Origin of the sequence: Halanaerobium praevalens DSM 2228, from assembly GCF_000165465.1 — a bacterium.
GTDB lineage: Bacteria > Bacillota > Halanaerobiia > Halanaerobiales > Halanaerobiaceae > Halanaerobium > Halanaerobium praevalens.
This window is the reverse complement of record NC_017455.1, coordinates 2237405-2261965: the sequence shown is the minus strand read 5'-3', so window position 1 is coordinate 2261965 and position 24561 is coordinate 2237405. Positions and strand designations below refer to the sequence as shown.

At 30.7% G+C, this 24561-nt stretch carries 21 protein-coding genes; 15 read left to right on the top strand and 6 right to left on the bottom strand.

Annotated features, from left to right (window positions below):
* Positions 1 to 18: 18 nt before the first annotated feature.
* From HPRAE_RS10565 to HPRAE_RS10555, 3 genes are read left to right on the top strand one after another with little or no spacing between them, the layout of a single operon-like run.
* Positions 19 to 2802, top strand: coding sequence for an endo-beta-N-acetylglucosaminidase (locus HPRAE_RS10565; RefSeq protein WP_014554197.1), 2784 nt, complete (start codon positions 19 to 21; stop codon positions 2800 to 2802).
* Positions 2803 to 2846: 44 nt separating this feature from the next.
* Positions 2847 to 6014 carry an alpha-mannosidase gene (locus HPRAE_RS10560; RefSeq protein WP_014554196.1) on the top strand — a complete coding sequence of 1056 codons (3168 nt, stop codon included), beginning with the start codon at positions 2847 to 2849 and terminating at the stop codon, positions 6012 to 6014.
* A 15-nt stretch (positions 6015 to 6029) separates the two neighbouring features.
* Positions 6030 to 7373, top strand: a complete 1344-nt coding sequence (locus tag HPRAE_RS10555) for a glycoside hydrolase family 125 protein (protein WP_014554195.1) — start codon at positions 6030 to 6032, stop codon at positions 7371 to 7373.
* A gap of 49 nt (positions 7374 to 7422) precedes the next feature.
* Here the strand turns inward: HPRAE_RS10555 and HPRAE_RS10550 are convergent, their stop codons facing one another.
* The 4 genes from HPRAE_RS10550 to HPRAE_RS10960 all read right to left on the bottom strand — a co-directional run bounded on the left by HPRAE_RS10550 (position 7423) and on the right by HPRAE_RS10960 (position 10480).
* The gene (locus HPRAE_RS10550) at positions 7423 to 7992 is read right to left on the bottom strand and encodes a GNAT family N-acetyltransferase (protein ID WP_014554194.1); all 570 of its coding nucleotides are present in this window, start codon (positions 7990 to 7992) and stop codon (positions 7423 to 7425) included.
* A 27-nt stretch (positions 7993 to 8019) separates the two neighbouring features.
* Positions 8020 to 9021 carry a tryptophan--tRNA ligase gene (gene trpS, locus HPRAE_RS10545; RefSeq protein WP_014554193.1) on the bottom strand — a complete coding sequence of 334 codons (1002 nt, stop codon included), beginning with the start codon at positions 9019 to 9021 and terminating at the stop codon, positions 8020 to 8022.
* A gap of 69 nt (positions 9022 to 9090) precedes the next feature.
* A complete protein-coding gene (locus tag HPRAE_RS10540; protein ID WP_014554192.1) occupies positions 9091 to 9858 on the bottom strand; it encodes a sulfite exporter TauE/SafE family protein in 768 nt (255 codons plus the stop codon).
* Positions 9859 to 9928: 70 nt separating this feature from the next.
* Positions 9929 to 10480: a TetR/AcrR family transcriptional regulator gene (locus HPRAE_RS10960; protein ID WP_014554191.1), complete on the bottom strand. Its 552-nt coding sequence runs from the start codon at positions 10478 to 10480 to the stop codon at positions 9929 to 9931.
* 168 nt (positions 10481 to 10648) lie between these two features.
* On the opposite strand from HPRAE_RS10960, the gene HPRAE_RS10530 reads away from it, so the two are divergent.
* The 3 genes from HPRAE_RS10530 (at position 10649) to HPRAE_RS10520 (ending at position 14552) form a co-directional block, all read left to right on the top strand.
* Positions 10649 to 11881: a sensor domain-containing diguanylate cyclase gene (locus HPRAE_RS10530; protein ID WP_014554190.1), complete on the top strand. Its 1233-nt coding sequence runs from the start codon at positions 10649 to 10651 to the stop codon at positions 11879 to 11881.
* A 65-nt stretch (positions 11882 to 11946) separates the two neighbouring features.
* A complete protein-coding gene (locus HPRAE_RS10525) occupies positions 11947 to 13164 on the top strand; it encodes a cation:proton antiporter (protein ID WP_014554189.1) in 1218 nt (405 codons plus the stop codon).
* A 50-nt stretch (positions 13165 to 13214) separates the two neighbouring features.
* Positions 13215 to 14552 carry a sensor domain-containing diguanylate cyclase gene (locus HPRAE_RS10520; RefSeq protein WP_014554188.1) on the top strand — a complete coding sequence of 446 codons (1338 nt, stop codon included), beginning with the start codon at positions 13215 to 13217 and terminating at the stop codon, positions 14550 to 14552.
* Between the two features lie 144 nt (positions 14553 to 14696).
* Here the strand turns inward: HPRAE_RS10520 and HPRAE_RS11095 are convergent, their stop codons facing one another.
* Positions 14697 to 14852 carry a YvrJ family protein gene (locus tag HPRAE_RS11095; RefSeq protein ID WP_014554187.1) on the bottom strand — a complete coding sequence of 52 codons (156 nt, stop codon included), beginning with the start codon at positions 14850 to 14852 and terminating at the stop codon, positions 14697 to 14699.
* A gap of 231 nt (positions 14853 to 15083) precedes the next feature.
* Here HPRAE_RS11095 and HPRAE_RS10515 point away from each other — a divergent pair, with 231 nt between their 5' ends.
* The 5 genes from HPRAE_RS10515 to HPRAE_RS10500 all read left to right on the top strand — a co-directional run bounded on the left by HPRAE_RS10515 (position 15084) and on the right by HPRAE_RS10500 (position 20651).
* Complete coding sequence (locus HPRAE_RS10515; protein ID WP_014554186.1) at positions 15084 to 15464, top strand: PH domain-containing protein; 381 nt, start codon at positions 15084 to 15086, stop codon at positions 15462 to 15464.
* Positions 15465 to 15769: 305 nt separating this feature from the next.
* A complete protein-coding gene (locus tag HPRAE_RS11325; protein ID WP_280985075.1) occupies positions 15770 to 15889 on the top strand; it encodes a HepT-like ribonuclease domain-containing protein in 120 nt (39 codons plus the stop codon).
* Between the two features lie 286 nt (positions 15890 to 16175).
* Positions 16176 to 16784: a type IV toxin-antitoxin system AbiEi family antitoxin domain-containing protein gene (locus HPRAE_RS10510; RefSeq protein WP_014554185.1), complete on the top strand. Its 609-nt coding sequence runs from the start codon at positions 16176 to 16178 to the stop codon at positions 16782 to 16784.
* 856 nt (positions 16785 to 17640) lie between these two features.
* Positions 17641 to 18513 carry a sensor domain-containing diguanylate cyclase gene (locus HPRAE_RS10505; RefSeq protein ID WP_050756009.1) on the top strand — a complete coding sequence of 291 codons (873 nt, stop codon included), beginning with the start codon at positions 17641 to 17643 and terminating at the stop codon, positions 18511 to 18513.
* A 248-nt stretch (positions 18514 to 18761) separates the two neighbouring features.
* Entirely contained in the window at positions 18762 to 20651 is a 1890-nt protein-coding gene (locus HPRAE_RS10500) for an alpha/beta hydrolase family protein (protein WP_014554184.1), read from the top strand.
* 52 nt (positions 20652 to 20703) lie between these two features.
* Here the strand turns inward: HPRAE_RS10500 and HPRAE_RS10495 are convergent, their stop codons facing one another.
* A complete protein-coding gene (locus tag HPRAE_RS10495; protein WP_014554183.1) occupies positions 20704 to 21300 on the bottom strand; it encodes a TetR/AcrR family transcriptional regulator in 597 nt (198 codons plus the stop codon).
* 179 nt (positions 21301 to 21479) lie between these two features.
* Between HPRAE_RS10495 and HPRAE_RS10490 the strand changes: the two genes are divergently transcribed.
* The 4 genes from HPRAE_RS10490 to HPRAE_RS10475 all read left to right on the top strand — a co-directional run bounded on the left by HPRAE_RS10490 (position 21480) and on the right by HPRAE_RS10475 (position 24540).
* The gene (locus HPRAE_RS10490; RefSeq protein WP_050756008.1) at positions 21480 to 22124 is read left to right on the top strand and encodes an HpaII family restriction endonuclease; all 645 of its coding nucleotides are present in this window, start codon (positions 21480 to 21482) and stop codon (positions 22122 to 22124) included.
* Between the two features lie 108 nt (positions 22125 to 22232).
* On the top strand, positions 22233 to 22667 hold the full coding sequence (locus tag HPRAE_RS10485) for a MarR family winged helix-turn-helix transcriptional regulator (RefSeq protein ID WP_014554182.1): 435 nt from the start codon (positions 22233 to 22235) through the stop codon (positions 22665 to 22667).
* Positions 22668 to 22752: 85 nt separating this feature from the next.
* Positions 22753 to 23307 carry a nitroreductase family protein gene (locus HPRAE_RS10480; RefSeq protein WP_014554181.1) on the top strand — a complete coding sequence of 185 codons (555 nt, stop codon included), beginning with the start codon at positions 22753 to 22755 and terminating at the stop codon, positions 23305 to 23307.
* 69 nt (positions 23308 to 23376) lie between these two features.
* A complete protein-coding gene (locus HPRAE_RS10475; protein ID WP_014554180.1) occupies positions 23377 to 24540 on the top strand; it encodes an iron-containing alcohol dehydrogenase in 1164 nt (387 codons plus the stop codon).
* Positions 24541 to 24561 lie beyond the last annotated feature (21 nt).

The following is a 24561-nucleotide window of genomic DNA, read 5'->3' as shown; positions in this document are numbered from 1 at the left end:
TAATTGGGAGGCTTATTTATGCTAAATTATAGAGTGGTTTTAAATAAGGCAGGAAAAATAATAGTTTTTAGTTTTTTAATCTTTTTTTTATTTAGTTTAAGTTTTTATCCAGAGAGAGCAGCTGCTTTGAAAAAGCCGGTAAATCTTAATCGAATTTTACAGCCTTATGGACCTTTTATTGAAGTAGAAGATGTAGTAGATTGGGAGCCTAGTCAAGATCCTGATGCCAAATATAATCAGGCAAATATTTCTTTAAAAAAGAGATTTGCTGGCCCCAACTTTAAACAAGGTGTTAATCCAGAAGCAAAGATCATGAGTATTGCTTTAACTAATGCAGATACTAAAAATGCTCCTGCCCGAGGTACAGATTCATTTAGTACCTACAACTTTTCTTATTGGCAGTATTTGGACACTTATGTTTATTGGGCAGGCTTAGTTCCCACAGCTGATATAATTAATGCTGCTCATAAAAACGGAGTTCCTGTCTTAGGAACTATAGGTTTCCCTTGGGGTCAAGGCAAAGGGTATGTAAAACGACTTAGAGACTTTTTGCAGCAAGATCAAGCGGGTGAGTTTATAGCTGCCAATAAATTAATAGAAATTGCAGATTTTTATGGTTTTGATGGTTATTTTTTTAACCAAGAAAGCTATGGTACAACTGCTGCAGATTCGGAAAAATTAATAGAATTTATTAGTTATCTAAAGGCTAAAAAACCAGAACTGATTATTAGCTGGTATGATTCAATGATCAATCAAGGACCAGTTGTTTATCAAGATGCTTTAAACGACAAAAATGATCATTTTTTTCAAAAAAATGGAGCCAAAATAGCAGATCAATTTTTCTTAAATTACAATTGGAATCAAGCAAAAATTGAAAAATCTGTTCAAACAGCTAAAAAACATCAGCGGAGTCCTTATGCTGTTTACGCTGGGCTTGATGTGCAGCAGAATTCTTATTTAACAGAATTTAGAGTTGAAGAACTATTAGATACTAATTCAAAACTAAAAGTATCACTTGGTTTATTTGCTCCTAATTCTACTCTTTCGATGGCACAAGACCCTTTAGATTTTTATAAAAAAGAAAGTATTTTTTGGCTTGGCTCAGCTGCTAATTTAGATTCAGTCGAGCAGCTGGAAGAACAAATAGATTGGCCGGGTATGGCAAGCTTTGTTAGTACGAAATCAGCAATTAGGAGCAAACCCTTTGTCAGTAATTTTAATACAGGTCAGGGAAAAAAATATTTTATAGCAGGTAAATTGGCTAAAGATTCAGCCTGGAACAATCGCTCTTTACAAGAATATTTACCAACTTGGCGCTGGCAAATAGATTCAGTTGGTCCCAAATTAAAGGCTGGTTTTGATTTTGAAGATGCTTATAATGGAGGCAGTTCCTTAAAATTAAGTGGTGATTTAGCAGCTAAAAAAGCTAATATTATTGCTTTATATAAAACAAAATTAGATATCAATCAGGCCAGTTATTTAGCTTTAACTTATAAAAGTCCAATAGCTGCTGCTGATTTAGAGCTTGGTTTATCTTTAAAACCTCAAGCTCAGCCAAAGGATTATAAATTTTTTGATTTAAAAGTTAAAGGAGATAATCAATGGCAGCAAGTTCAGTTACCATTAAAATCTATTGCCGGTCAGAGAATTTATGCTGTGGCTCTGAAAGTTAAAGCTAAAACTAAAATCGAGAATTATAAATTAAATTTAGGTCAAATTAAAATCTATGATCAAGCAAAAATACAGCCAATCAAAGCTCCAGCTGAGATAAATATTGATCGTTTAATTTATCAAAATGCCCAAAGCTTAGAAGCTAGAATTTCTTGGCCAAAACTTGATAATCCTAATTTAGCTTTTTATGAGCTTTATCGAGTCAAAACTAATCAAAAAGAAGAATTTATAGGAGCGACTTATAATCATGCTTATTATATTTCCAAACTTGAAAGAGAAAAAAATACTGATAAAGTTAAAATTAAGCTTGTTCCTGTAAGTCAAAATTATAAAAGAGGCGAAGCAGCTTATTTAAATTTTGCTTTTAAAATTCCACCTTCTGCTACAGAAATTCCAGAATCCAAAACAAGAATTAATCTAGCTTTAGCTAAAAAAGTAAGAGCTAGTGCAGAAAACAAGGCAGAACCAGCTGCAAAAGCAGTTGATGGTACTGTTGCTAATAATAGTAAATGGTGTGTAACAAATGCAGAAAAAGGTTGGTTGGAAATTAAGCTAGACCAGCCGCAGCAAGTTCAGCGCTGGCGGGTAGAACACGCAGAAGCAGGTGGAGAAACAAAATTAATGAATACCAGAGATTTCAAATTACAGTTTTCTGCTGACAAAGGCAAAACTTATCAAGATTTAGATCAAGTTAAAAATAATGAGGCTATGATTACAGATCGAAATTTAAAAGAAGCAGTTATTGCTCAATATTTTAGACTGTGGATTGATAATTCGGGAGAATCACCCTGGGGAGCAATTAGAATCTATGAATTCCAGCTCTACAAAGAGCCTAGAGTTGCAAGAACAAATTATATTCCCCTTAGTTATGCCCAAGCTTTAAATAATAAGGGAGCTCAAGATGAATTTATTTTAGAAAATATTGTGGGAGCTCAAACAGTTCATTTATATCAGAGCTTAGATGCTCAAAAACCATTTTTATCTCAAGCAATTGACCCGAATGATAGTTCTAGATTTAAATTAGATAATTTGAATTTTGGCAGTCAAGCGGGACGGATTTATTATACAGTTCAAGCTGAAACAAAGGCAGAAAGTATTAAAATGAGTACAGCTTATGAGGCAGAAAAATAAAAAAAGAACTAAATAATTAAAAAATACTAGAGGAGGTTTTAACTATGAAAATTGAAAGACTAAATCGTTTAACTGAAGAAATAAAAAGTTATATTTATTCAGCCAAAGTAGAATTAAGTAATTATCAAATAAAAAAGTCAAAAGCTAAAAATTTAACTGATTTAAAAAAAGACCCAGCTAAATGGTCTGATTATATATTTGGCGAGCAGGCCCAAGAAAAAGAACATTTTTGGCTAAAAACTAAATTTGAGGTACCAGAAAAAATGGCAGGTCAAGAATTGGTAGTTATTTTTGCAGAAAAATTGCCAGAAGCTGTAGTTTATGTAGATCAGCAGCTGCAGCAAGGGATTGATCAAAATCATAAAGTAGTTCAAATAACCAAAAAAGCCAAAGCAGGTCAGAGCCATACTCTTTATCTGCATGGATATAATGGGACTTGGCAGGCCAATAAGCGTGGTGGTTTTGCTGGTTTTAAAGATGGGAAAATTCGAGTCAAAACAAAATTGGCTATTTTAAATCCAAAACTGGAAAAACTCTATTATGATCTTAAAGTGCCTCTAGAAGCAGCTAAAGTTAATGCTGATAACCAAAAAATCCAACTAGATATCATCAATTATCTTAATCAGGCAGTTAATCTACTTGATTTGCGCAAAGTTTATTCTCCAAGTTTTGATCAGTCAGTAGATCAAGCAATTAATTATTTGGAAAAAGAATTTTATAATGGTTATTGTGGGTCAGAAGATGTGATAACTCACTGTGTTGGCCATACTCATATTGATGTTGCCTGGCTCTGGACTTTAGAGCAGACCAGAGAAAAAGTATGCCGCAGTTTTTCTACAGTTTTAAATCAGATGGAAGCTTATCCTGATTATGTTTTTATGTCAAGTCAGCCGCAATTATATAAATATTTAAAAGAAGAACAACCAGCTCAATTTGAGAGAGTTAAAGCAAAAGTAAAGTCTGGCCAATGGGAAGCAGAAGGGGCAATGTGGCTTGAGGCAGATTGCAATATTTCCTCGGGAGAATCCTTAATTAGACAAATTTTATTTGGGACTCGTTTTTTTAGAGATGAGTTTGGAGTTGAAAACAAAGTCTTATGGCTGCCTGATGTCTTTGGTTATAGTGCTGCTTTACCTCAGATTTTAAAGAAATTTGGTATCGATTATTTTATGACAACTAAATTAAGCTGGAATGAATATAATAAAATACCTTATGATACTTTTAAGTGGCAGGGGATTGATGGCTCAGAAGTCCTCTCTCACTTTATTACAACAACTGATTATGATTCTGAAGGTTTTTTTACAACCTATAATGGGATTTTAAATCCATCTCAAGTTAAAGGTGGTTGGCAGCGTTATCAGCAAAAAGATATTAATAATCAAATATTATTTGCCTATGGTCATGGAGATGGTGGTGGTGGAGTTACTAAAGCAATGCACGAAAATGCCAAAAGATTAGAAAAAGGAATTCCCGGTCTACCAAAGGTGAAAAGAGGAAGTTCACGTCAGTTTTTTGAAGAACTAGACCAGCGTCTAAAAGAAAAACAGGTACCAAAATGGGTAGGAGAACTATATCTTGAATATCATCGTGGAACTTATACTTCAATGGCCAGAAACAAAAAATATAACCGTAAAAGTGAATTTTTATACCAAAACCTTGAATTTTTTAGTGTACTTAAAGATCTAATTTTTGGATCTACTGATTATCCTCAAACAGAAATTAATGCTGGTTGGGAAAAAATACTCCTAAATCAATTCCATGATATTATTCCAGGAACTTCGATTAAACCTGTTTACGAAGAGTCAGAAGCACAATATTTAGAGCTAATGGAAAAAGGAGAAAAACTATTAGAGCAGAAGTTAGATCAAATCACAGCTGCTATTAATTTAGAAAGTGATTCGATTATAGTTTTTAATCAGTTAGATTTTAAACGAAATGATATTGTCGAATTAGAGTTACCAGCTGGAATTAAATTTATTAAATTATATGATGGAGAGCAAGAAATTCCAGTCCAGTATTTAGATTCTAGCTCTGACTCGGATGCTGAGTCTGAAACTCAAAAAATAATTTTTATGGCTCCTTCAATTCCAGCATATGGATTTAAAGTTTTCAGACTGGAAGTTGTAGAAAGCAAAAACAAAGTAAAAGCAAATACACTCCAAGTTAGCAGTCAGCAAATGGAAAATGATTTCTTTAAACTTCAATTTGATCAGCAGGCTAATCTTGATTCTATTTATGATAAAAAAGCAGAGCGTGAGGTTTTAAAAGCAGGAGAAAAAGCAAATGTTTTGGCTGCTTTCGAAGATAAGCCTCATAACTGGGATGCTTGGGATATTAATATTTATTATCAGGAAAAACGCTGGCAAGTTGAAGAGGTAGAAAAAATTGAAGTTATAGAAAATGGCCCAGTTAGAGCTACTCTCAAAATTACTAAGAAATTTTTAGATTCTAAAATTGAGCAGTTGGTTCAGATTTATAGCACACTACCGAGGATTGATTTTGATACAACTATTGATTGGCAAGAAGAACAGATATTACTTAAAGCAGAATTTCCAGTTGATGTTCATAGTGATCAGGCAACTTACGAAATTCAATATGGTAATTTAAAAAGAAATACTCATTCAAATACTAGCTGGGATCAGGCTCAATTTGAGGTTGTTGGTCATAAATGGGCTGATATTTCGGAAGATAATTATGGAGTTAGCTTATTAAATGACTGTAAATATGGTTATGATATTCAGGAAAGTAGAATGCGTTTAACTCTGCTTAAATCTGCTAAAGATCCAAATGAAGCTGCTGATAGAGAAATTCATAACTTTAAATATTCCCTTTATCCTCATCAGGGAGATTGGAAAAAAGCAGCTACAATTAAAGAAGCCTATAAATTAAACCAACCTTTGTTTAAGCGAGTTGTAGCAAAACAAGAAGGTAATTTAAAAGCAAATTATTCTTTATTTGAGCTTGCAGCTGAAAATGTAATTCTAGAAGTAGTTAAAAAAGCAGAAGCTAGTGATGATCTGATTCTTAGAGTTTATGAGGCCTATAATAGAAGGACTAAAACTGCAATTAAAGTTAATACTCAAAAAGAATTGGCTCAAGTTTTTGAGTGTGATCTAAATGAAAATGAAATTGAAAAATTAGCAGTTAATAATAATCAGTTTGAATTTACGATTAAACCATATGAAATTAAGACATTTAAATTGAGTTTATAGAAAGGATGTTTAAAGATGGAGAGACTTTCTACTAAAAGACCACCTCAAAATGAGCGTTGTTTTGTAAGTGAAGCTGTAGAAGCAAAAATTGAGGAGGTAGTAGCTTTTATTGATGATCAAGAATTAGCTTGGTTATTTAGCAATTGTTATCCCAATACTTTAGATACAACTGTTAGTTATCAGGAAAAAAATGGAGAAGCTGAAAGCTATGTAATTACAGGTGATATTGATGCAATGTGGCTGCGAGATTCTACAGCTCAGGTCTGGCCCTATTTGCCTTTGCTGAAAGAAGACCCAAAACTAAAAAAAATGATTAAGGGCTTAATTAAAAGACAGGTGGAATTTGTGCTTAGAGATCCTTATGCTAATGCTTTTTATAAAGATAGCAAGCAAAAATCTCCTTTTGCAGCTGATAAACCACAGCCTAAACCAGGAGTCCACGAAAGAAAATGGGAAATTGATTCTCTCTGTGCTGTAGTGAGATTAATTACAGGTTATACTCAATCTGTTGAAGATAAATCAATTTTTACTGAAAAATTAGATCAGGCAATGCGCTTAATTTATAAAACCTTAAAGACTGAACAGCGTAAAAATGATGAAAGTGACTACTATTTTGTTCGTCAAACAACAGAAATGATCGAAGCAGCAACTTTTAAGGGAACTGGTAGACCAACTAAAAAGGTTGGTCTAATCCATTCTGCTTTTAGACCATCTGATGATGCAACCTTATTTCCTTATTTAATTCCTTCAAATCTGTTTGCAGTTTCTGTTCTTAAAAAATTAGCTAAGCTCTATAATTCAGAATTTGCTGATCAAAAATTTGCTGCTAAGTGTAGTCAACTTGCAGCTGAGGTTGAAGCAGCTGTTGAAAAATATGGAGTTTTTGAGCATTTAGATTATGGGCCAATTTATGCTTATGAGGTAGATGGTTTTGGTAATAGAGTATTTATGGATGATGCCAATGTGCCTTCTCTAATTTCTCTAAATTATCTAGGGATTGCTAAGGCTGATGATCAAATTTATCAAAATACCCGTCGGTTTTTATTAAGCTCAGATAATCCTTTCTTTATTCAAGGCCAAGCAGCAGTTGGCCAGGGAAGTCCGCATTCTGGTAAAGAAAATATCTGGCCAATGGGAATTATTTTAAGAGCATTAACAAGTACTGAGCCCCAAGAGATTATTAGCTGTTTAAAGCTTTTAAAATCAACTCATGCTGGTACTGGTTTGATGCACGAATCATTTAATAAAGATAATCCAGCTAACTTTACTCGAGCTTGGTTTGCCTGGGCTAATACCCTATTTGGAGAATTAATCTTAAAGATTTATCAAGAAAATAAAGAGCTTTTAAATCAACTCTAATAATTTAGTAAAAAAACTAAAAGAGCTGCCTGAGATGGCAGCTCTTTTGCTAGTTCTTAGAATAAACTCGCGGACTATAAAATTTAAAGAGTAAGGGAGTAAAAAATTTTTTTAAAATCGCCAAATATTCCTGACTAGTAACTTGTTTACCTTTGAGAATCATTATTTCAAACTCTTCAGTTTTTTCTTGAGTAATTAGTCCACTAAATTCAAAACCATTTTTTAAATAGAAATTTTTTCTACGCTGGCGCTGTTGATAATTATCAGCTTCTTTTTTGGGGATTTCAATTTCCAAAATAAGCCGCTGCTTTTTTTTATATTCCTTAATTTGAGCTAAGATTAGAGATCCAAAACCCTGACCTTGGAATTTTTTGCTAAGAGCAAGATAGAGGACTAAAGTTAAGTCTCCCTGTGAGATAAGGTAACAAAAACCCACAAATTTATTTCTCCGATAAATGGCTAATAACTCAAAACCTTTTTGCCAGCTTCTTAGATTTAAAAAGGCCAAATTGATTCTTTCATATTCGGGAAAAGCTTGTTCATATAATTTTTTAACTTTTTTGTAATCCTGATCAAAAAAATTAAACTTCTTAAATTTAAATTTAAATTGCTCAGCCATTTTTGCACCTCTTTTATAATTAAAAGCTTAGTTTAAACCCATATTTTTTTTAACTTCAGCTAAAGTTTTAGCTGCAATTTGACTGGCCTTTTTTTGGCCTTTTTCTAAAATATCATCTAGATAAGAATCTTCTTTAATAATTCTTTGATATTCTTTTTGGATTGGCTCTAAGTTTTCAATTGTCAGCTCAACTAATTCTCTCTTAAGTTGGCCATAATTTGAGCCAGCAAAATGTGCTTCTATTTTAGAACGTGATTTTCCACTTAAATTTTCATATAAAACTAACATATTTTTAACTCCAGCTGAAGCATGGTCAAATCTAAACTCACGGTTGGAATCAGTTGTAGCTTTCATAATAGTATTTTTTATATCTGCTTTAGAATCTAAAAGTCCAATTGAATGTCTTGCTTTGATTTCACCTGTACTTTTACTCATCTTATTTTCGGGATCATCAAAACCCATAATTCTGGCTCCACTTTTTTTAATTAATTCTTTGGGAATTTTAAAAGTATCTCCATAAAGATGGTTAAAACGCTGGGCAATATCTCTAGTGATTTCTATATGTTGTTTTTGATCTTCACCAACTGGAACTAAATCAGTTTGATAAAGCAAAATATCAGAAGCCATTAAAACTGGATAATCAAATAAAGCTGTACTAACTGAATCTGATTTTTTCGATTTATCCTTAAACTGAGTCATTCTCTGCAGCCAGCCCATTGGAGTCACACAATTTAAAAGCCAAGTAAGCTCAGCGTGTTGAGGAACATGAGATTGAACAAAAATTGTTGATTCTTGGGGATCAATACCACAAGCTAGATATAAGGCTGCTATTTCTTTAACTTTTTTTCTTAGATATTTAGGATCGATATTTTCTGGAATTGTCAGTGAATGTAAATCAACTATACAAAAAATATTATCATATTTTTTTTGGTTTTCAACCCAGAGACTTAAAGCCCCAACATAATTTCCAATATGTATTTTGCCTGTTGGTTGAATCCCAGAAAAAACTCTTTTTTTTGCTGCTTGCATTAGAAAACCTCCTGTTAGATATTTAATATTAATCTTATCTAATTAAGTCTATTCTGTCAATCTCACTTTCTAAGCTAAAGAGATTAAACCTAAGCAAATAAAAGCTGTACCCACTAATTTTGATAACTTTTCTTCTGAAGCCAAATTGGCATAATTAGCAGCCATTAAAGCCCCGATTAAAGCTCCAAAACAGCTTAAAACAACCTCGAGGTAAGGAACAGAGGCTTCGACTATAAAATGGCCAATTGAGCCAGATAAAGCCGTAAAAGTCATAATAATTACAGAGGTTCCAATTGCAATATGAACTGAGTAACCTAAAACAAAAGTTAAAATCAATAAAATAATCATTCCCCCACCAGCTCCAACTATGCCACACATTAGACCAATTAAGCTACCAAAAAATAAAGAAGAAAAGAGCTTTCTTTTTTTCCAGAATGATAAATCAAATTTTTCTTTAAAATCTTCTATCCGCTGATGAATTGGCTTTCTTAAAAAAGAAATACCTAAAAATAAAATTACTATATTTGTGCTTCCACCTAAAATTGAATCTGACATTTGACCTGATAGTTTACTCCCAACTAAAGCTGCAATCACAGCTGCTATAGTCATATAGATTCCATTTTTAATATCTGTATTACCGTGCTTGTGATAAGTATAAGCAGAAATAGAAGAAGCAATTACATCTGTTGCTAAACTAATTCCAATCGCTGTATAAGGACTATAACCTAAAAAGTTAACTAAAATCGGTGTTACAATTACTACAGCTGAAGCCCCAACTAAACCTGTGACAATACCAGCTCCCCAGCCAGCAAAGATAATTGTTAATAAACTAATCATTTTTTATACTCTCCTTTTTATGAATAAAGATTCATTTAATTTTAAAAAAATATAGTCTTTTCTCTTTTTACTATATTTTTTGAATAATACTTTTAATAAATTCTATATTTTCTTCTTTTTGTTCAGAATAATCTGTAGCCAAATGAACAGTAGTTAAAATAAGGCTGTCAATTAATCTAATTTCTACTGCTTTTTTAAGTTCAATTTTTTGATTCTGCTCTAAAATTTTTAAAGCACTTTTAAATTTGGATCTTAAAGTTTTTTTGATGACTGAAATATCATTTTCATTAAAAATATCAGCTTTAATAATTTCACTTCCAATGCCTTTGCGCTGACAGATTTCATTATATAAACTAATAACTAGTTCAACTAATATATTTTTCTCTTTTTTTTGTTCACTTAAAATTTGATCTAGTTTAACAAAAGTTTTTTGCCAACTCTGCTTAAAAACAGCCAAAAACAACTCTTCTTTGTTCTGATAATAATTATATAAGGTTCCAACAGCCATTTCTGCTTCTTGGGCAATTAGTTTCATATTTAAACTCTGATAATTATGGTCTTCTAATAATTTAAGTGTAGCCTGATTAATTTTCTTTTCTATATTTTGGATAATTTTAGGCATAAAAAGCCTCCTTTTTTATGAATCTTAATTCATTATATTATTTTAAGCCTTTTTTGTCAAATTAACTTAAAATTAAGAAATAAAAAACAGGGATTATAACTTTAATCAAGAATTATAAAAAGTAAGTAATATCATTAAAATGATAGGAAAGGAGCGAAAATATAATTTATGCAGAGGCAGGGCCAGATTTTAGATAATGTATTTAAAAATTTACCTCAAGCCATAATTTTGGTTGATCATAATTTAAAGATAATTAGAGTTAACCACCAAGCTGAAATTGTTTTTGGGATTTCGCAAGTAGTAAGTAAAAATCAGTATTTATTTGATTTTATTCAGCCTCAAATAGCAAGTCAAGCTAAATATGACCTAGTTAATAATATTGTTAAAAAATATAGATATGAGCAGAAAATTAAATTTAAAGTTGGAACTAAAACTAAAGTATGTAAAATAAATAGTTTTCGAGTTAAAAATGGAGGTTTTGATAATTGTATTTGTATTTTAATTAATGATATAACTGAAAATGAAAAAAGAAAAAGAGAACTCAAAGAAGTCAAAGAAAGATTAGAATTAGCAGTTGATGGGGCTAAAATTGGAATTTGGGACTGGAATGTCAAAACAAATGCAGTCCATTATAATCACAATTGGGCTCAGATGTTAGGTTATCAACTCTCCGAATTAGAAAAAAATATAAATACTTGGTTAAAATTGCTTCACTCAGAAGATGAAGCCCGTATTTTTGAGAAAATGAATGATCATTTTCAGGGTAAAACGGCTATCTATTCTAGTCAATATAGATTATTAACTAAATCTGGCAGTTGGAAATGGATTCGGGATATCGGTAAAGTAATAGAAAGAGATAATACAGGAGCAGTTAAGAGAATAGTAGGAGTTCATATTGATATTGATCAACAAAAAAGAGCAGCTAAAGAAATTGAATATTTATCAATTCACGATGAGCTAACTGGCCTTTATAATCGCCGCTATTTTAACAAACGCTTAGCTGAACTGCGGAATTCATATCAATATCCAATCAGTTTGATAATTGGTGATATTGATAATTTAAAAATAATAAATGATAATTATGGCCACAGTATGGGAGATCATTATATTAAAAAAACAGCTGCTGCCTTAGAAAAAAGCCTCAGAGAAGATGATATTGTGGCTCGAATCGGGGGAGATGAATTTGCTATTATTTTAGCTAGAACTGATCAGAATTTAGCCCAAACTGTGATCAGCAGAATTGAAAGAAATATAAAAATTGAGAATCAAAAAGGTGAATTACCAGAACCATTAACTATTGCTTTAGGCTCTGAAACTGTAACTGAGCAAGTTGCAGATTTAGAAAAATGTTTTAATCAGGCTGATCAAAAAATGTATCAGCAGAAGAAATTTAGAGCTTGACATGCTTTTTTAGTATGTTATAATACAATAATTGTTAGTATAATCTTGTATCAGAGGTGATAAAAATGGATTCTCAAATTGTTCAGGAAATTCTTTTGATGACATCTTTAATTTTTCTCGGTGGTATGTTAGGTGGGGCTATTTCGGAAAAAATTAAATTACCTGATGTTGTACTTTATTTATTAGTAGGTATCTTTTTTGGTCCTTATGGAATAGATATTTTAAATTTAGGCAGTAGTTCTTTAACTGTTAAATTAATTTTAACAACAGGAACTGCTTTTATCTTATATCTTGGAGGAAGAGAAATAAAGCTTAAAATAGTAAAAAAAGTGTGGTTAACCATAACACTTTTGGCAACAGTTGGAGTTTTAATCTCAACTCTTGTTGTAGCTGTTTCTTCAAAACTATTATTGGGAATGCCAATAGCTGTAGCTTTACTTTTAGGTGCAATTTTGGCTCCAACTGATCCAGCTACTTTAGTTCCTATTTTTCAAAAATGTAGTATAAAAAGAAAACTTACTCAGACAATAACAAGCGAATCAGCCTTTAATGATGCTGTTGGTTCAGTCTTGTTTTTTACATTTTTAAGTATTATTACTTCAAATCATTTAAATATAGCTCATAGTTTTATTCTTTTTTTCAAAGATATAAGCTTTGGTATTCTTGCTGGTATTTTATTAGGTGTTTTTGGAACTTTTTTCATTTCTCAAAGCAGTTATGGTTTTCTGAAAAATTTTTCCCCTATAATGTCGATTTTTGTAGCTTTAACTTCATATTTAGTGGCTGAATATATAGGTGGCAGTGGTTTTATGGCTAGTTTTGTAGCTGGGATGATCTGTGGCAATAAGCTGTCTTTAGGCTTAAAATGTGATTTAAAAAACAGAAGAGTCCAAGAAGAAGTTAATGAAACCTTTGGCTTAATTTTAAGGATGATGATTTTTATTGTTTTAGGAACTATGATTGATTTTGAAATACTTTTAAATAATTTTTGGATTCACTTATTGATTATAGCGATCTTTATTTTTATAGCCAGACCACTGACTGTTTTTGCTTCAACTTATTTTGATAAAAAATCAGATTGGAGCTTAAACGAATTAATTTTTATGAGCTGGATTCGAGAAACAGGTGTCATGCCTGCAGCTTTAACTGGAATGTTGATGGAATTTGAAATACCTTATATTGATCATATAGTAGCTATTTCTTTTATGACAATTATTATCACTTTATTATTACAGGCAACTACAACTAATTTAGTGGCAAAAAAGCTTAATCTGATGGAATAATTATTTTAGTTAAAAATATTTATGATTAAAGCAGATAGGAGAGATTTAGCTTGCAGAATAATTATCTACAAAATGAATTATATAATTTAGTGCAGAATGATAATAGTATTTTTGAGTTTATCCAATCAGGTTCTTTAGATGGAATCTGGTATTGGGATTTGGAAAATCCAGAACAGGAATGGATGAGCCCTAAATTTTGGCAGACTTTAGGTTATGATCCAGAGCAAAAAAAACATTTGGCAAGTGAATGGCAGGATATTATTTTTAAAGAAGATCTAAAGTTGGCAAGCGAAAATTTTGAAAAACATTGTGCAGATCCAAATCATCCTTATGATCAAATAGTTCGTTATCGGCATAAAAATGGTTCTACTGTCTGGATTAGATGCCGTGGTTTAGCAATTAGAGATCAAAATGGACAAGCAATTAGGATGTTAGGAGCCCATACAGATATTACTGATTTAAAATTGGCAGAAAAAGAAGTGTCACGTTTAAAAGAGGAATACCAAAAGGTTTTTAATGGAACTCAAGATGCAATGTTTTTAATTAAAGTTGGCCCTGAAGGTAAATTCCATTATTTACGCAATAACTTAGCTCACCAAAATAAGACAGGTATTGCTTTAGCTGAAATTCAAAATAAAACTCCAAGAGAATTATTTGGAGCTGAACAGGGTAAAAAAATTAGTAGTAACTATCAAAAAGCTGTTTTAGCAGCTAAAAGTATTACTTATGAAGAAGAACTTAATTTACCAGCAGGCAAAAGAATTTGGTTAACTAGTTTAACACCTGTGATTAAAGAGCAAAAAGTAACTCACCTTGTTGGTTCTTCTAAAGATATTACTGCCCGCAAAAAACTGGAATTACAATTAGAAAAACAGGCTAATTATGATAATTTAACTGGTTTAGTTAATAGAAAATTATTTTTTGAAATTTTAGCTGAGACAATTAAAAATCAGCAAGAAAATGACAATAAATTTTCCCTTATTTTTTTAGATCTAGATCATTTTAAAGCTATCAATGATAATTATGGGCATGATGTTGGAGATGATGTTTTGATTACAGTGGGCCAGCGTTTACTAAATGCTGTGCGCCAATCTGATACTGTAGCTCGCATGGGTGGAGATGAATTTACAATTATTTTGCGAAATTTAGCAGCCAAAAAAGATGCTCAAAAAATAATTGAAAAAATTCATAAAAGTTTAAAAGAAGTAATTAAGCTAAAGGGTAAAGAATATCAGATCGGATCTTCAATTGGAGCTGTAATTTATCCTGAAGATGGTCAAGCAATTGAAGACTTAATGCGCAAAGCTGATTTGACAATGTATGAAGTTAAAAATAAGAATAAGGGTTGTTTTAAGTTTTTTGAAAAAGAGGCAGAGACTGAAAAATAAAAAAAGCGTCTGTCTTTAATTTTTTTATTTACAGACGCTTTTTTAACAAAAATATATTATTAATTATATGTTAAATTCCTCAAAAAAGAATTAGAAGATTACTAAGTTAGCGGTGGTCTCTGTTTAAAGGCAGGGGCCTTTTTTTTAATGTTTAAAATTTTGATCATTGTCATTAATCATAATTAAAGTATCAATTGACTCTTTTAGTTCTTTAATTAAAGGTTCAAATCTAACTAAAAGATAAATTGACAAAACCATGGGGAAACCATAAGTGCTGATAAGGCTAAATATTTCTTCCATAATTTTCTACCCTCCTTTCTTAGTTTTCCACTTAAACTAATTATATCACAAAAAAACAAATGTTTTGGTAGAAAAAATTGCAGTTTAGAAATTAATAAAAATTAAGTTTTTCGTTTTTAAAAAAGGAAAATAGAGCTAATTAGAGAACTATTAATATTAGATATTAGATTTTAACTATAAAAAAATTATAAAAATATTTTAACAGATATTAAATTAACAGGAGGAGAGAGAATGGGTTTATTAGATGGTTTAATGGGAAATGCAAGCGAAATGAATGAAGTTCAACTGGAAGAGGAATTAAAAGAGGTAATAATTGCAGGAGAAAAGATAGAAAGTGGTTACAAGATTTTAAGAGATTACTTTGTTTTTACTAATAAAAGATTAATTCTAGTTGATATTCAGGGAGTTACTGGCAGCAAAAAAGAATTTCATTCTATACCATATAAAAATATTAGACATTTTAGTGTAGAATCAGCCGGAACCTTTGATTTAGATTCAGAGTTAAAAGTTTGGATTGCAGGGGTAGCAGGACCGATTGAAAAAAAGTTTGGCAAAAAATCAAGTAATATTTTTGAAGTACAGCAGGCTTTAGCTAATCATGTTTTGAAATAGCTTAAAACTTTTTTAATCTAATTAGTTTAATTCAAAAATGAATTAAACTCAAAAATTAATTTTCTAAATTCAGGCAATCAAATATTATATCTCAATTGAAGATAATTTACCCTCAGAGAAACTTCATTTTGTTCAGTTATTGATGGAGCTTTTCTAGGGGTTTTTGTTTTTATAACTATAGCTTTTGGATATAATAAAAGGAGAAAGTAATAAAGGGATGATTTCAAAATGAAATGGAAATAGGAGGTCGATAATATGACAGCTCAAGAAATTACTGAATTTTTAATGTACCAGCTGATATTCGAGTGGATTATCCTGCAATAGAGTGGAGAAAAATTGCTGGCCTCAGAGATATATTAATACATGACTATTTTGAAGTGGATTTGGAAATAGTTTGGAATGTTATAACAAATAAATTAAGATAACTTAAAATAGCGATAGAAGATATTCTGAGTCATATTTAATTATTCCAGCCATATTGTCTGGTTATTTTTTTGCCTATTTAGTTTATTATCAAACTATAAATTTTAGTGGACAGGATGAAGAGGTTTATTAGAAAACTGATAAACATAGAATTACTAGAGCTTTCAGGATATTATAATTGAATTAACTTGTCTATATTGAGCTAAAGTGATAAACTGAAAACAGAGAAAGTGTTAAAAAACTCCGCACATATCTATAAGTGCGGATGATTATAATGGAGGTGTAATTATGGATCCTACTATTTACAATAAGATAAAGAATATATTTGAGAGGAATAATGGATATGCTCGGACTAAAGATATACTTGAGGCAGATATTCATTCATCACATTTATACAAACTTCAGGAAGAGGGAGAGATTAGTAGGATCAAAAGGGGTCTGTATCGCTGGAATGGTAACGAGTTTAATAGCAATATAGAACTAATCGAAGTAACTAATATAGTTCCTAACGGTGTAATTTGTCTGCTTTCAGCTCTTTCATATTATGATCTCACTACAACCAACCCCTGGGAGTATTATATTGCCATTCACCGAGATGAGCACAGGCCAAAACTGTCTGATTATCCGCCGATCTCTATTTTTTATTTTGCAGAGAAACAGTTTAATACAGGGATTAAAGAGGTAGATATTGAGGGTAGTAAGGTTAAAATATATGATGAGGAGAAAACAATCTGTGACTGCATCAGACTGAGAAATAAAGTGGGTACTGATGTTGTAAAAGAGGCTATGCAGAACTATCTTAAGAGTAAGGATAAGAACATTTCTAAACTACTTGATTATGCAAAAGTTACAGGGGTTAAGAATATAGTGAAAAGATACCTGGAGGTACTTGTATGAGTGATAATATTGAAAATAATGATGAAGTTTTTACTTGTCAATGGAATAATGATAAAAGCATGTGGATTTCAAAATAGTTACCGGAAGTTTTCATAAATGAAACAATTGCTAACCAGTATGAGGTAGAAATGATGAATATAGAGCTAGAAGAACTAGTTTTTGATCTTGAAAATGCTTAAAAACAGCATATAATAAAATGGTGACCCTGGTAGGAGTCGAACCTACGCTTAAGGCTTCGGAGAGTTTTGTCGAAGTTCCTTATATTAGCATTTTTTCTTATAATCACTATCATAGCAGCAATCTAGTGTTGGGAATATCCCATATAGTTGTAAAATACTGTATATTTTACCGCGCCTGAGGCTTACTGCGGAAAATAGAATAAAATTAGTATCTCAATAAGAAATGATTTACCCTTAGAGAAACTTCATTTTGTTCAGTCAATGATGGAGGTTTTTGTTTTTATAACTATGGCTTTTGGATATAATAGCAATGATGTATTTTATTTAATTAAATTATCAGTTGTGGTATAATGAGCATAATTAAATCTGAAAATGCAAGTCTAAACCTCTTAAAACAAGGTAAGTTAGACTTGGGACTTAGATAGACTATATAATAGGGTAGGGCATACCCGAATTTAAGCCTTTGGAGAGAGCATAAGACCAACTTAATCTAGCTTTTGCTATGCTTTAATTAGGCAATTTTCTATGAATAAGGAATCCTCGTGGCTTGCCCGAAGAGCGTCAAAATTCTTATTGTCAGTATAATAGGCTAAATTGGAATAAGAAAAAATCAACTTATTTTAATTATAAATAATTAAAAAAATGACTATAATAAATGGAATGTGGTGAACTTAAAGATGGATTTAACTAAATTATCCAAAAAAGAGCTAATTGCAATGGTGAAAATGAATAGTAAAATAATCAATGAAGTCCCAATTGGATTTTGTATTACAGATGAAAATGGTTTTTTTGAAAAAGTCAATGCTCATTACTGTAAAATTTATGGCTACAGTGAACAAGAACTTTTAGGTGAGCACTTTACTATGGTTGCAACTGAGGAAAATAAGGAGTCTTTAACTAAGCTACATGCCGATTTTATTGAACAAGGTTTTGAAATGAGGGGAGAATGGAAGGTTAAAAAGAAAAATGGAAAACAAATTTTTATCACTGCCACTGCAGCCAGAATTAAAGGCATTGATGGCAGCTATAAAAAGGTGACTTATGTGATGGAGATCACCGATCAAAAAAAGCATGAAGAAAAATTAGAATATCTTTCTTTTTATGATGGCCTAACCGGTTTATATAATCGAAGATATTTTAAAAATGAGTTAAAAAGATTGCAATCTTCCCGTCAAACTCCAATTGCAATTATTATTGGAGATTTAGATGGACTTAAATCAATAAATGACAATTATGGTCACCAAAAAGGGGATAAATTTATAATTGCTGCAGCAGATATTTTGCAGTCAACTGCTAGGACTGAAGATGTAGCAGCTCGCATTGGTGGAGATGAATTTGCCATTATTTTAGAAAAAACTACTAAAAAAGAGGCTCAAAAAATTTGTCAGCGAATAAGAAAAAAGATAGAACAGTTTAATCAGCAAGATAATCTTTTGGCTCCTTTGTCTATTTCTTTGGGTTTTGCTGTAATGGAAACAAGTAGTCAGGATTTAAATGAAGTTTTTAAGCTAGCTGATCAGAAGATGTATTTTAATAAAGGTAGAAAATAGCTTTCAACTAAAAAAATATATTTTAATTATAAGAATAATTTTGCTTTCCACCTTAATTACATTTAGGTGGATTTTTCTTTGCCTAATCCCCTAAAAATTTAGCTCAAAATGATTATTAATGAAAATTAATTAAAGAGATTTAATCATTTTTATAGCAAATAAACTAATTTTTCAGACTTGTAATAAATTTATTATAATGATATACTGACCGTGTCCGGTGAATATTTTAAGAGAGGAGAATTTAAAAAATGACAAGTGAGAAGAAAAATTATTATTTTTTAGCTATTGCTTTGATTTTATGTTTAATTAGTATGATAGGAGTTTCTAAAATTCAAACTGCAGGTGGAGATATTAAAATAAAAGATCTGAGGTGGGAAACCCCTTCGGGTAAATTAATGAGTGCTCTACTTTTTGTACCTAAAAATGCTCAAGAAACTAATAAAGCACCAGCAATTGTTACAAGTCATGGCTGGTATAACAATCGAGAAATGCAGGATTTAAATTATGTTGAATTATCTCGCAGAGGTTATGTTGTAATGGCTATTGATATGTATGGCCATGGTAATTCGGAAATAATAAGTCCCAAAGATTGGCCAAAGCGAGGAACTGGAATGTATGATGCTGTAGAATTAATGGCAACTTTCCCTTATGTTGATAAAAATAAAATTGCAGTAACAGGTCATTCAAATGGTGCTAGAGCAGCAAACTGGTCAGTTAAAGCAGATAATAAAAAGCCAAAAGCAGAGCGTTTGATAAAATCAGTTCTTTTAATTGCAAATGATGCAATGTATACTACAGCTGAAAATGAGCCAGTATATTGGGCTTTAAGAAAAGAAGATCCCGAATATACAAATAATTATGGAAGCAGAGATGTAGGAATTATTGCTGCAAAATATGATGAATTTTTCTTTAGAAGTAAAAAAGAAAATGGAGGGCATACTGTACCTAGAAATTATATAGAAACTGAATATGCTCAGTCTTTCTTGAATTTTGGCTCAAATCAAATTCAAACTTGGACTAAAAGAGAAAATGCTAATTTTTATGAGAAAGAAATTGAAGGAGAAAAAGCAATTAGAGTTATTTACACTCCAAATCAAATTCATCCTTGGAACCATTTTTCAGCAGCAGTTGTCAAAAACACCTTAAATTATTTTGAAAAATCTTTAGCTGCTCCTAAAAAAATAGAGGCTTCAAATCAGATTTGGCAAAAAAAAGTATTTTTTAATTTTCTTGGTTTAATTGGATTCGGAATATTTATTGTTAGCTTCACTAAGCTTATGCTCGAAACTAAAATTTTTAGTTCGCTTAAAGCATCTGAAAAAGCCAGTATTAATCAGCTAACTGAGTTTAAAGGTAAATTATGGTTTTGGGGAGGTTCATTATTAACAGCAGTTATTGCTGCTATAAGTTATATAAAGCTTTATAATTGGACTCAAGTCAATAGGCCTAGTTTCTTTAATCAAATTCCAACGTATTACATTGGAGTTTGGAGTACTTTTATGGGAATAGCTATTACAATAATTATGATCATTTTTTATAATTTTTATGCTAAAGAAAAAGGCTTTGATCTGAAAGACAAAGGCATTATTCTTAGCCCCAAAAATTCACTTAAAACAATTGCTTTAGCCTTTACTGTAATAGTTGCTTCATTTAGTCTGGTTTTTATTGCTGATTATTTCTTTAAAAGTGATTTTAGAATTTGGGTGCTGGCAGTTAAAGCTTTTGGTGCAGACAAAATTCTAATAGCTTTAAAATATTTACCCTTATTCCTCTTGTTCTATATACCTAATTCGATTTCTATTAATTCTTTTAACTTTGTTGAATTGGGCGAAAAAAAGTGGCTTAAAAAAGAATGGCTGAATACTGCTTTATTAGCATTTTTTAATGGCTTAGGACCTCTAGTTCTTGTTTTAATTCAGTATTTAACCTTCTTTGAAACTGGGGAAGTTTACTTTACTAGTGTGTCAAATATTGTTGGAATTTGGCTTTTTCCAATAGTCGTAATTTTACCAGCTGCTGCTATTATTTCGAGAAAGATTTACAGAGCAACTAAAAATCCTTATTTAGCAGGAATAATAAATGCAGCAATTGTAACTATGATAATGGCAAGCAATACTTTAACAAGACTTATTTCTTAAAAATAATTTAATTAAGCTAAAGATCTTATATTAGGGAAATAAGGTCTTTAGCTTATTTCAGAAATGTTTGTAGAATATCTTTTATATATTTTTTAAGAAAAGTTTCTAAGTCATAAGAACCATTATTCACACACCAATCATAAATAATACCTCTGACAATTATCCAGATAAAAGTTGTTATTTCAGCAGCGGTTTTAGTTTTTATAAATTCATTATTTGCTTGAGCTTTTTGGATAATATTATATAAAATCTTATAACTTGATCTGTCTTTTGAAGTGAAAAAATTATTTCCGACTTCCATTTGAGCTTTATATACTTCCTTTACTTTATCAATTTTACACTTTTGAACATAGACTGCTTTATGAGCTACAATTTCAATTATTTGTTGAATTGTATTATCACAGCTAAATCCCTTTTCTATAATTTCATCATAATATTGATCAATTCTTTTATAAGTTTCAATAATTAGATCTTCTTTTGCTGAAAAATAATGGTAAAAGGTTCCTTTAGCTACTCCAGCTTTTTTACAGATTTCTCTAATTGTAACTTGATTATAGCCTTTTTTTTCTATTAGATCAGTAGCAGTTTCGAAAATTTTGTTTTTGGTAAATTCAGCTTGTTTTTTTCTAGAATTAACTTTTTTAGTCATTTAAACTCCTCCTGAGCATTGTGAAATGCTAATGATTAATTGTACTTTTAAGTATATTGTATTTAATTTAAAAGTTCAACTTAATCTCAAACTAGCTTAAGTTTTTTAAATTTATTGAAACTGATCTTTATAAATCTTAGGATTCAAGTCAAAAATAATTAGAAAGGTTTTGATAATCAATGATTTATGATTATATTATAATTCCGCCTAAGTTATTTAATTCTAATCAAGACAGAACAAATTTTTTATATAAATTAAGTTCAAATCAAATTCCAGCTGCTGAAATTGAACGGATCAATAAAATGAGACTCTTTAGAAATAAAATTGAGGAAATCGAAAAATATTGTGAGATTAATTATTATAAAATGTGTGATGAAAATTTCAAATCCAATTTACAAGTCATCGACAGCAAAATGCCCGAGATTATGGCTGGACTTGTTTTAAAATATTATAAAACAAAATTAAATAAAGTAAATGAGTTAACAGCTGAATTAGCTGCTGAAAACCCATGTGCTTTTAGCTCAGAAAAACATAAATTTTATCAATATAAAATAAAAAGATTTTTAGTAGATTCAGCTTTAGGAATGACTCCAGCATCTATTTGGGATGGCCAATATGATGCCACAGGTGGCTATTTAGTTGTCAAAGAAAATGGAGAAGTACTTTGCTATCATTTATATAATTATAATGAGTTTAAAAGCTATCTTTTCCAAAATACAATTTTAGATTCTCCCAGTAGTTCTAGACACAAATATGGGAAGATTATAAGAAAAGATAATCAATTATTTATTAAATTTAGTTTATTGGTTAGATTTGTAGATTAATTTTAATTTTTTAAAAAAGATTGACAAAAGCTAAAATATGCTTTATCATTTGTATATACAAGTGACTTTAAATAAATTAATCAAATGACAAAAAGAAAGGAAAAGTAGATGTCAGAAATAAAAGCTGAATTAAATAACTGTTTATATTTTACTTCAAATAAGCTTTCCAGAATGATCGGGAAAATGGCAGACCAAGAATTTAAAATAACTGGTCTTTCGCCAACATATGCCTTTTTGCTCAGTATTGTTAATAAAAAAGAAGGTATAGTCCAAAAAGAAATCGGCGAAATACTGCATATGTCATCTTCTACTATAACTAGATTTATCGATAAATTAGAAAATCAAGCTTTGCTTAAAAGAGTTAAAAAAGGAAAGAACTCCTTAATCTATTTAACAGAAAAGGGAAAGCAAAAGCAGGCAGAAATTGATCAAGCTTGGGAAAATTTGCATCAAAGATATGAAAAAATTATTGGCTCAAAAGAGGCAGAAATAGTGGAAAATATAAATAAAATAAGTAATCAGATTGAAAAAGAAGTTAAATAATCTTCTTTTTAATTTATATTTGTATGTACAACTAACTAAAATTTTTAATTAAAACTACTAATAATATAAGAAAGGGTTGATTAAGATGGAAAATGAAGTAATTAAGACAATTAAGAACAGAAGAAGTATTAGAAATTATAAAGAAGAACAAATAAAAGAAGAAGAATTAAAAACAATTTTAGAGGCAGGGATTCAGGCTCCGAGTGCGAATAATTTACAGCCTTGGCACTTTACAGTTGTCCAAGATAAAGAACTGATTGATTTGATGAGTGCTGAATCTAAAAAAATGATGCTTAAAAGTGATAATCCCAAATTAGTTCAGATGGGAGAAAATATTCCTCACATCTTCTATAATGCACCAACTGTCATCATAGCTTCAGGTAAAAAAGATATTGAGTCAGCTTTAGTTGATTGTGCTGCTGCTATAGAGAATATGTTAATAACTGCTGAAAGTATTGATTTAGGTGGAGTTTGGATTGGTCTGACTAGATTCTTTTTTCAAAAGGAAGAAAATATTAAAAAATTAGATTTACCTAAGGATTATAAACCATTTTATGCAGTAGCTTTAGGTTATAAAGGAGAAAAAATTCCAACAGGGCCTTCTAAAAGAAAGATGGATGTCATAAATTATATAAGATAATTAATTATAGAAAATAAATTAGACAAAAATAAATTAATTAACTATAAATTAGGGAGAGTGAACTAAAGCATGCTAAATTTTAATTATTCAGTTCCAACAAAAATACTTTTCGGTAAGCATAAAATTGATTTGTTAGCAGAAAATATAAAAGAATATGGTTCTAAGGTTTTGCTTGTTTACGGTGGAGGCAGTATAAAGAGAAATGGTATTTATGATACTATAATAGATATTTTTGCTGAAAATAATATAAGTTCCTGGGAATTAGGGGGAGTTAAGCCTAATCCTAGAATTGCTAGTGTAAAAGAAGGAATAAAAATTTGTAAAAAGCAGGAAATAGATCTTATCCTTGCAGTTGGGGGAGGAAGTACAATTGATTGTGCCAAAGTTATTGGTGCAGGTTTTTATCATAGTGGAGATCCCTGGGAAATAGTTACTGATTCCAGAAAAATAGAGGATTCTCTACCAATTGCAACTGTTTTAACTCTAGCTGCTACAGGTTCAGAAATGAATGCAGGTGCAGTAATTACTAATTTAGAAACCCAAGAAAAATTAGGAACTGGTCATCCAAGTATGGCACCTAAATTTTCTATCTTAGATCCAACTTATACATTTACAGTTCCTGAAAAACAAACAGCTGCTGGTACAGCAGATATAATGAGTCATATTTTCGAAGTATATTTTAGCAAGACAAAAGGAGCCTATGTCCAAAATAGAATGGCAGAGTCCCTCTTAAAAACAGCTATCAATTATGGCACAAAAGCTCTTGCAGAACCTGAAAATTATGAGGCTAGAGCTAATTTAATGTGGACAGCTAGTCTGGCTATCAATGGTCTTTTAAGTTCTGGCAAAGAAACTGAGTGGAGTGTCCACGCTATGGAACATGAACTTAGTGCTTTTTATGATATTACTCATGGTATAGGACTTGCAATTTTAACACCTTATTGGATGGAATATGCCTTAAATGATAATACTCTAGATAAATTTGTTGAATACGGGGTTAATGTTTGGGGAATTGATGCTGATAAAGATAAATATAAAATTGCTCAAACTGCGATTGAAAAAACAAGAGAATACTTTAGCTCACTTGGAATCCCTACTAAGTTAAGTGAAGTTGGGATTGAAGCAGAAAAATTAGAAAAAATGGCAGAACAAGCTACTAGAAGAGGCGAACTAGGTAACTTTAAACCTTTAAGCAAAGAAGATGTCTTAAATATTTATCAAAAAGCCTTATAAATCTCAAATAGCTGAGATTAA

Bases quoted from the DNA above. Each gene is read 5' to 3' on its own strand.
- HPRAE_RS10565 (WP_014554197.1), top strand. From the start codon at position 19: ATGCTAAATTATAGAGTGGTTTTAAATAAGGCAGGAAAAATAATAGTT.
- HPRAE_RS10560 (WP_014554196.1), top strand. From the start codon at position 2,847: ATGAAAATTGAAAGACTAAATCGTTTAACTGAAGAAATAAAAAGTTAT.
- HPRAE_RS10555 (WP_014554195.1), top strand. From the start codon at position 6,030: ATGGAGAGACTTTCTACTAAAAGACCACCTCAAAATGAGCGTTGTTTT.
- HPRAE_RS10550 (WP_014554194.1), bottom strand. From the start codon at position 7,992: ATGGCTGAGCAATTTAAATTTAAATTTAAGAAGTTTAATTTTTTTGAT.
- trpS (WP_014554193.1), bottom strand. From the start codon at position 9,021: ATGCAAGCAGCAAAAAAAAGAGTTTTTTCTGGGATTCAACCAACAGGC.
- HPRAE_RS10540 (WP_014554192.1), bottom strand. From the start codon at position 9,858: ATGATTAGTTTATTAACAATTATCTTTGCTGGCTGGGGAGCTGGTATT.
- HPRAE_RS10960 (WP_014554191.1), bottom strand. From the start codon at position 10,480: ATGCCTAAAATTATCCAAAATATAGAAAAGAAAATTAATCAGGCTACA.
- HPRAE_RS10530 (WP_014554190.1), top strand. From the start codon at position 10,649: ATGCAGAGGCAGGGCCAGATTTTAGATAATGTATTTAAAAATTTACCT.
- HPRAE_RS10525 (WP_014554189.1), top strand. From the start codon at position 11,947: ATGGATTCTCAAATTGTTCAGGAAATTCTTTTGATGACATCTTTAATT.
- HPRAE_RS11095 (WP_014554187.1), bottom strand. From the start codon at position 14,852: ATGGAAGAAATATTTAGCCTTATCAGCACTTATGGTTTCCCCATGGTT.
- HPRAE_RS10515 (WP_014554186.1), top strand. From the start codon at position 15,084: ATGGGTTTATTAGATGGTTTAATGGGAAATGCAAGCGAAATGAATGAA.
- HPRAE_RS10510 (WP_014554185.1), top strand. From the start codon at position 16,176: ATGGATCCTACTATTTACAATAAGATAAAGAATATATTTGAGAGGAAT.
- HPRAE_RS10505 (WP_050756009.1), top strand. From the start codon at position 17,641: ATGGATTTAACTAAATTATCCAAAAAAGAGCTAATTGCAATGGTGAAA.
- HPRAE_RS10500 (WP_014554184.1), top strand. From the start codon at position 18,762: ATGACAAGTGAGAAGAAAAATTATTATTTTTTAGCTATTGCTTTGATT.
- HPRAE_RS10495 (WP_014554183.1), bottom strand. From the start codon at position 21,300: ATGACTAAAAAAGTTAATTCTAGAAAAAAACAAGCTGAATTTACCAAA.
- HPRAE_RS10490 (WP_050756008.1), top strand. From the start codon at position 21,480: ATGATTTATGATTATATTATAATTCCGCCTAAGTTATTTAATTCTAAT.
- HPRAE_RS10485 (WP_014554182.1), top strand. From the start codon at position 22,233: ATGTCAGAAATAAAAGCTGAATTAAATAACTGTTTATATTTTACTTCA.
- HPRAE_RS10480 (WP_014554181.1), top strand. From the start codon at position 22,753: ATGGAAAATGAAGTAATTAAGACAATTAAGAACAGAAGAAGTATTAGA.
- HPRAE_RS10475 (WP_014554180.1), top strand. From the start codon at position 23,377: ATGCTAAATTTTAATTATTCAGTTCCAACAAAAATACTTTTCGGTAAG.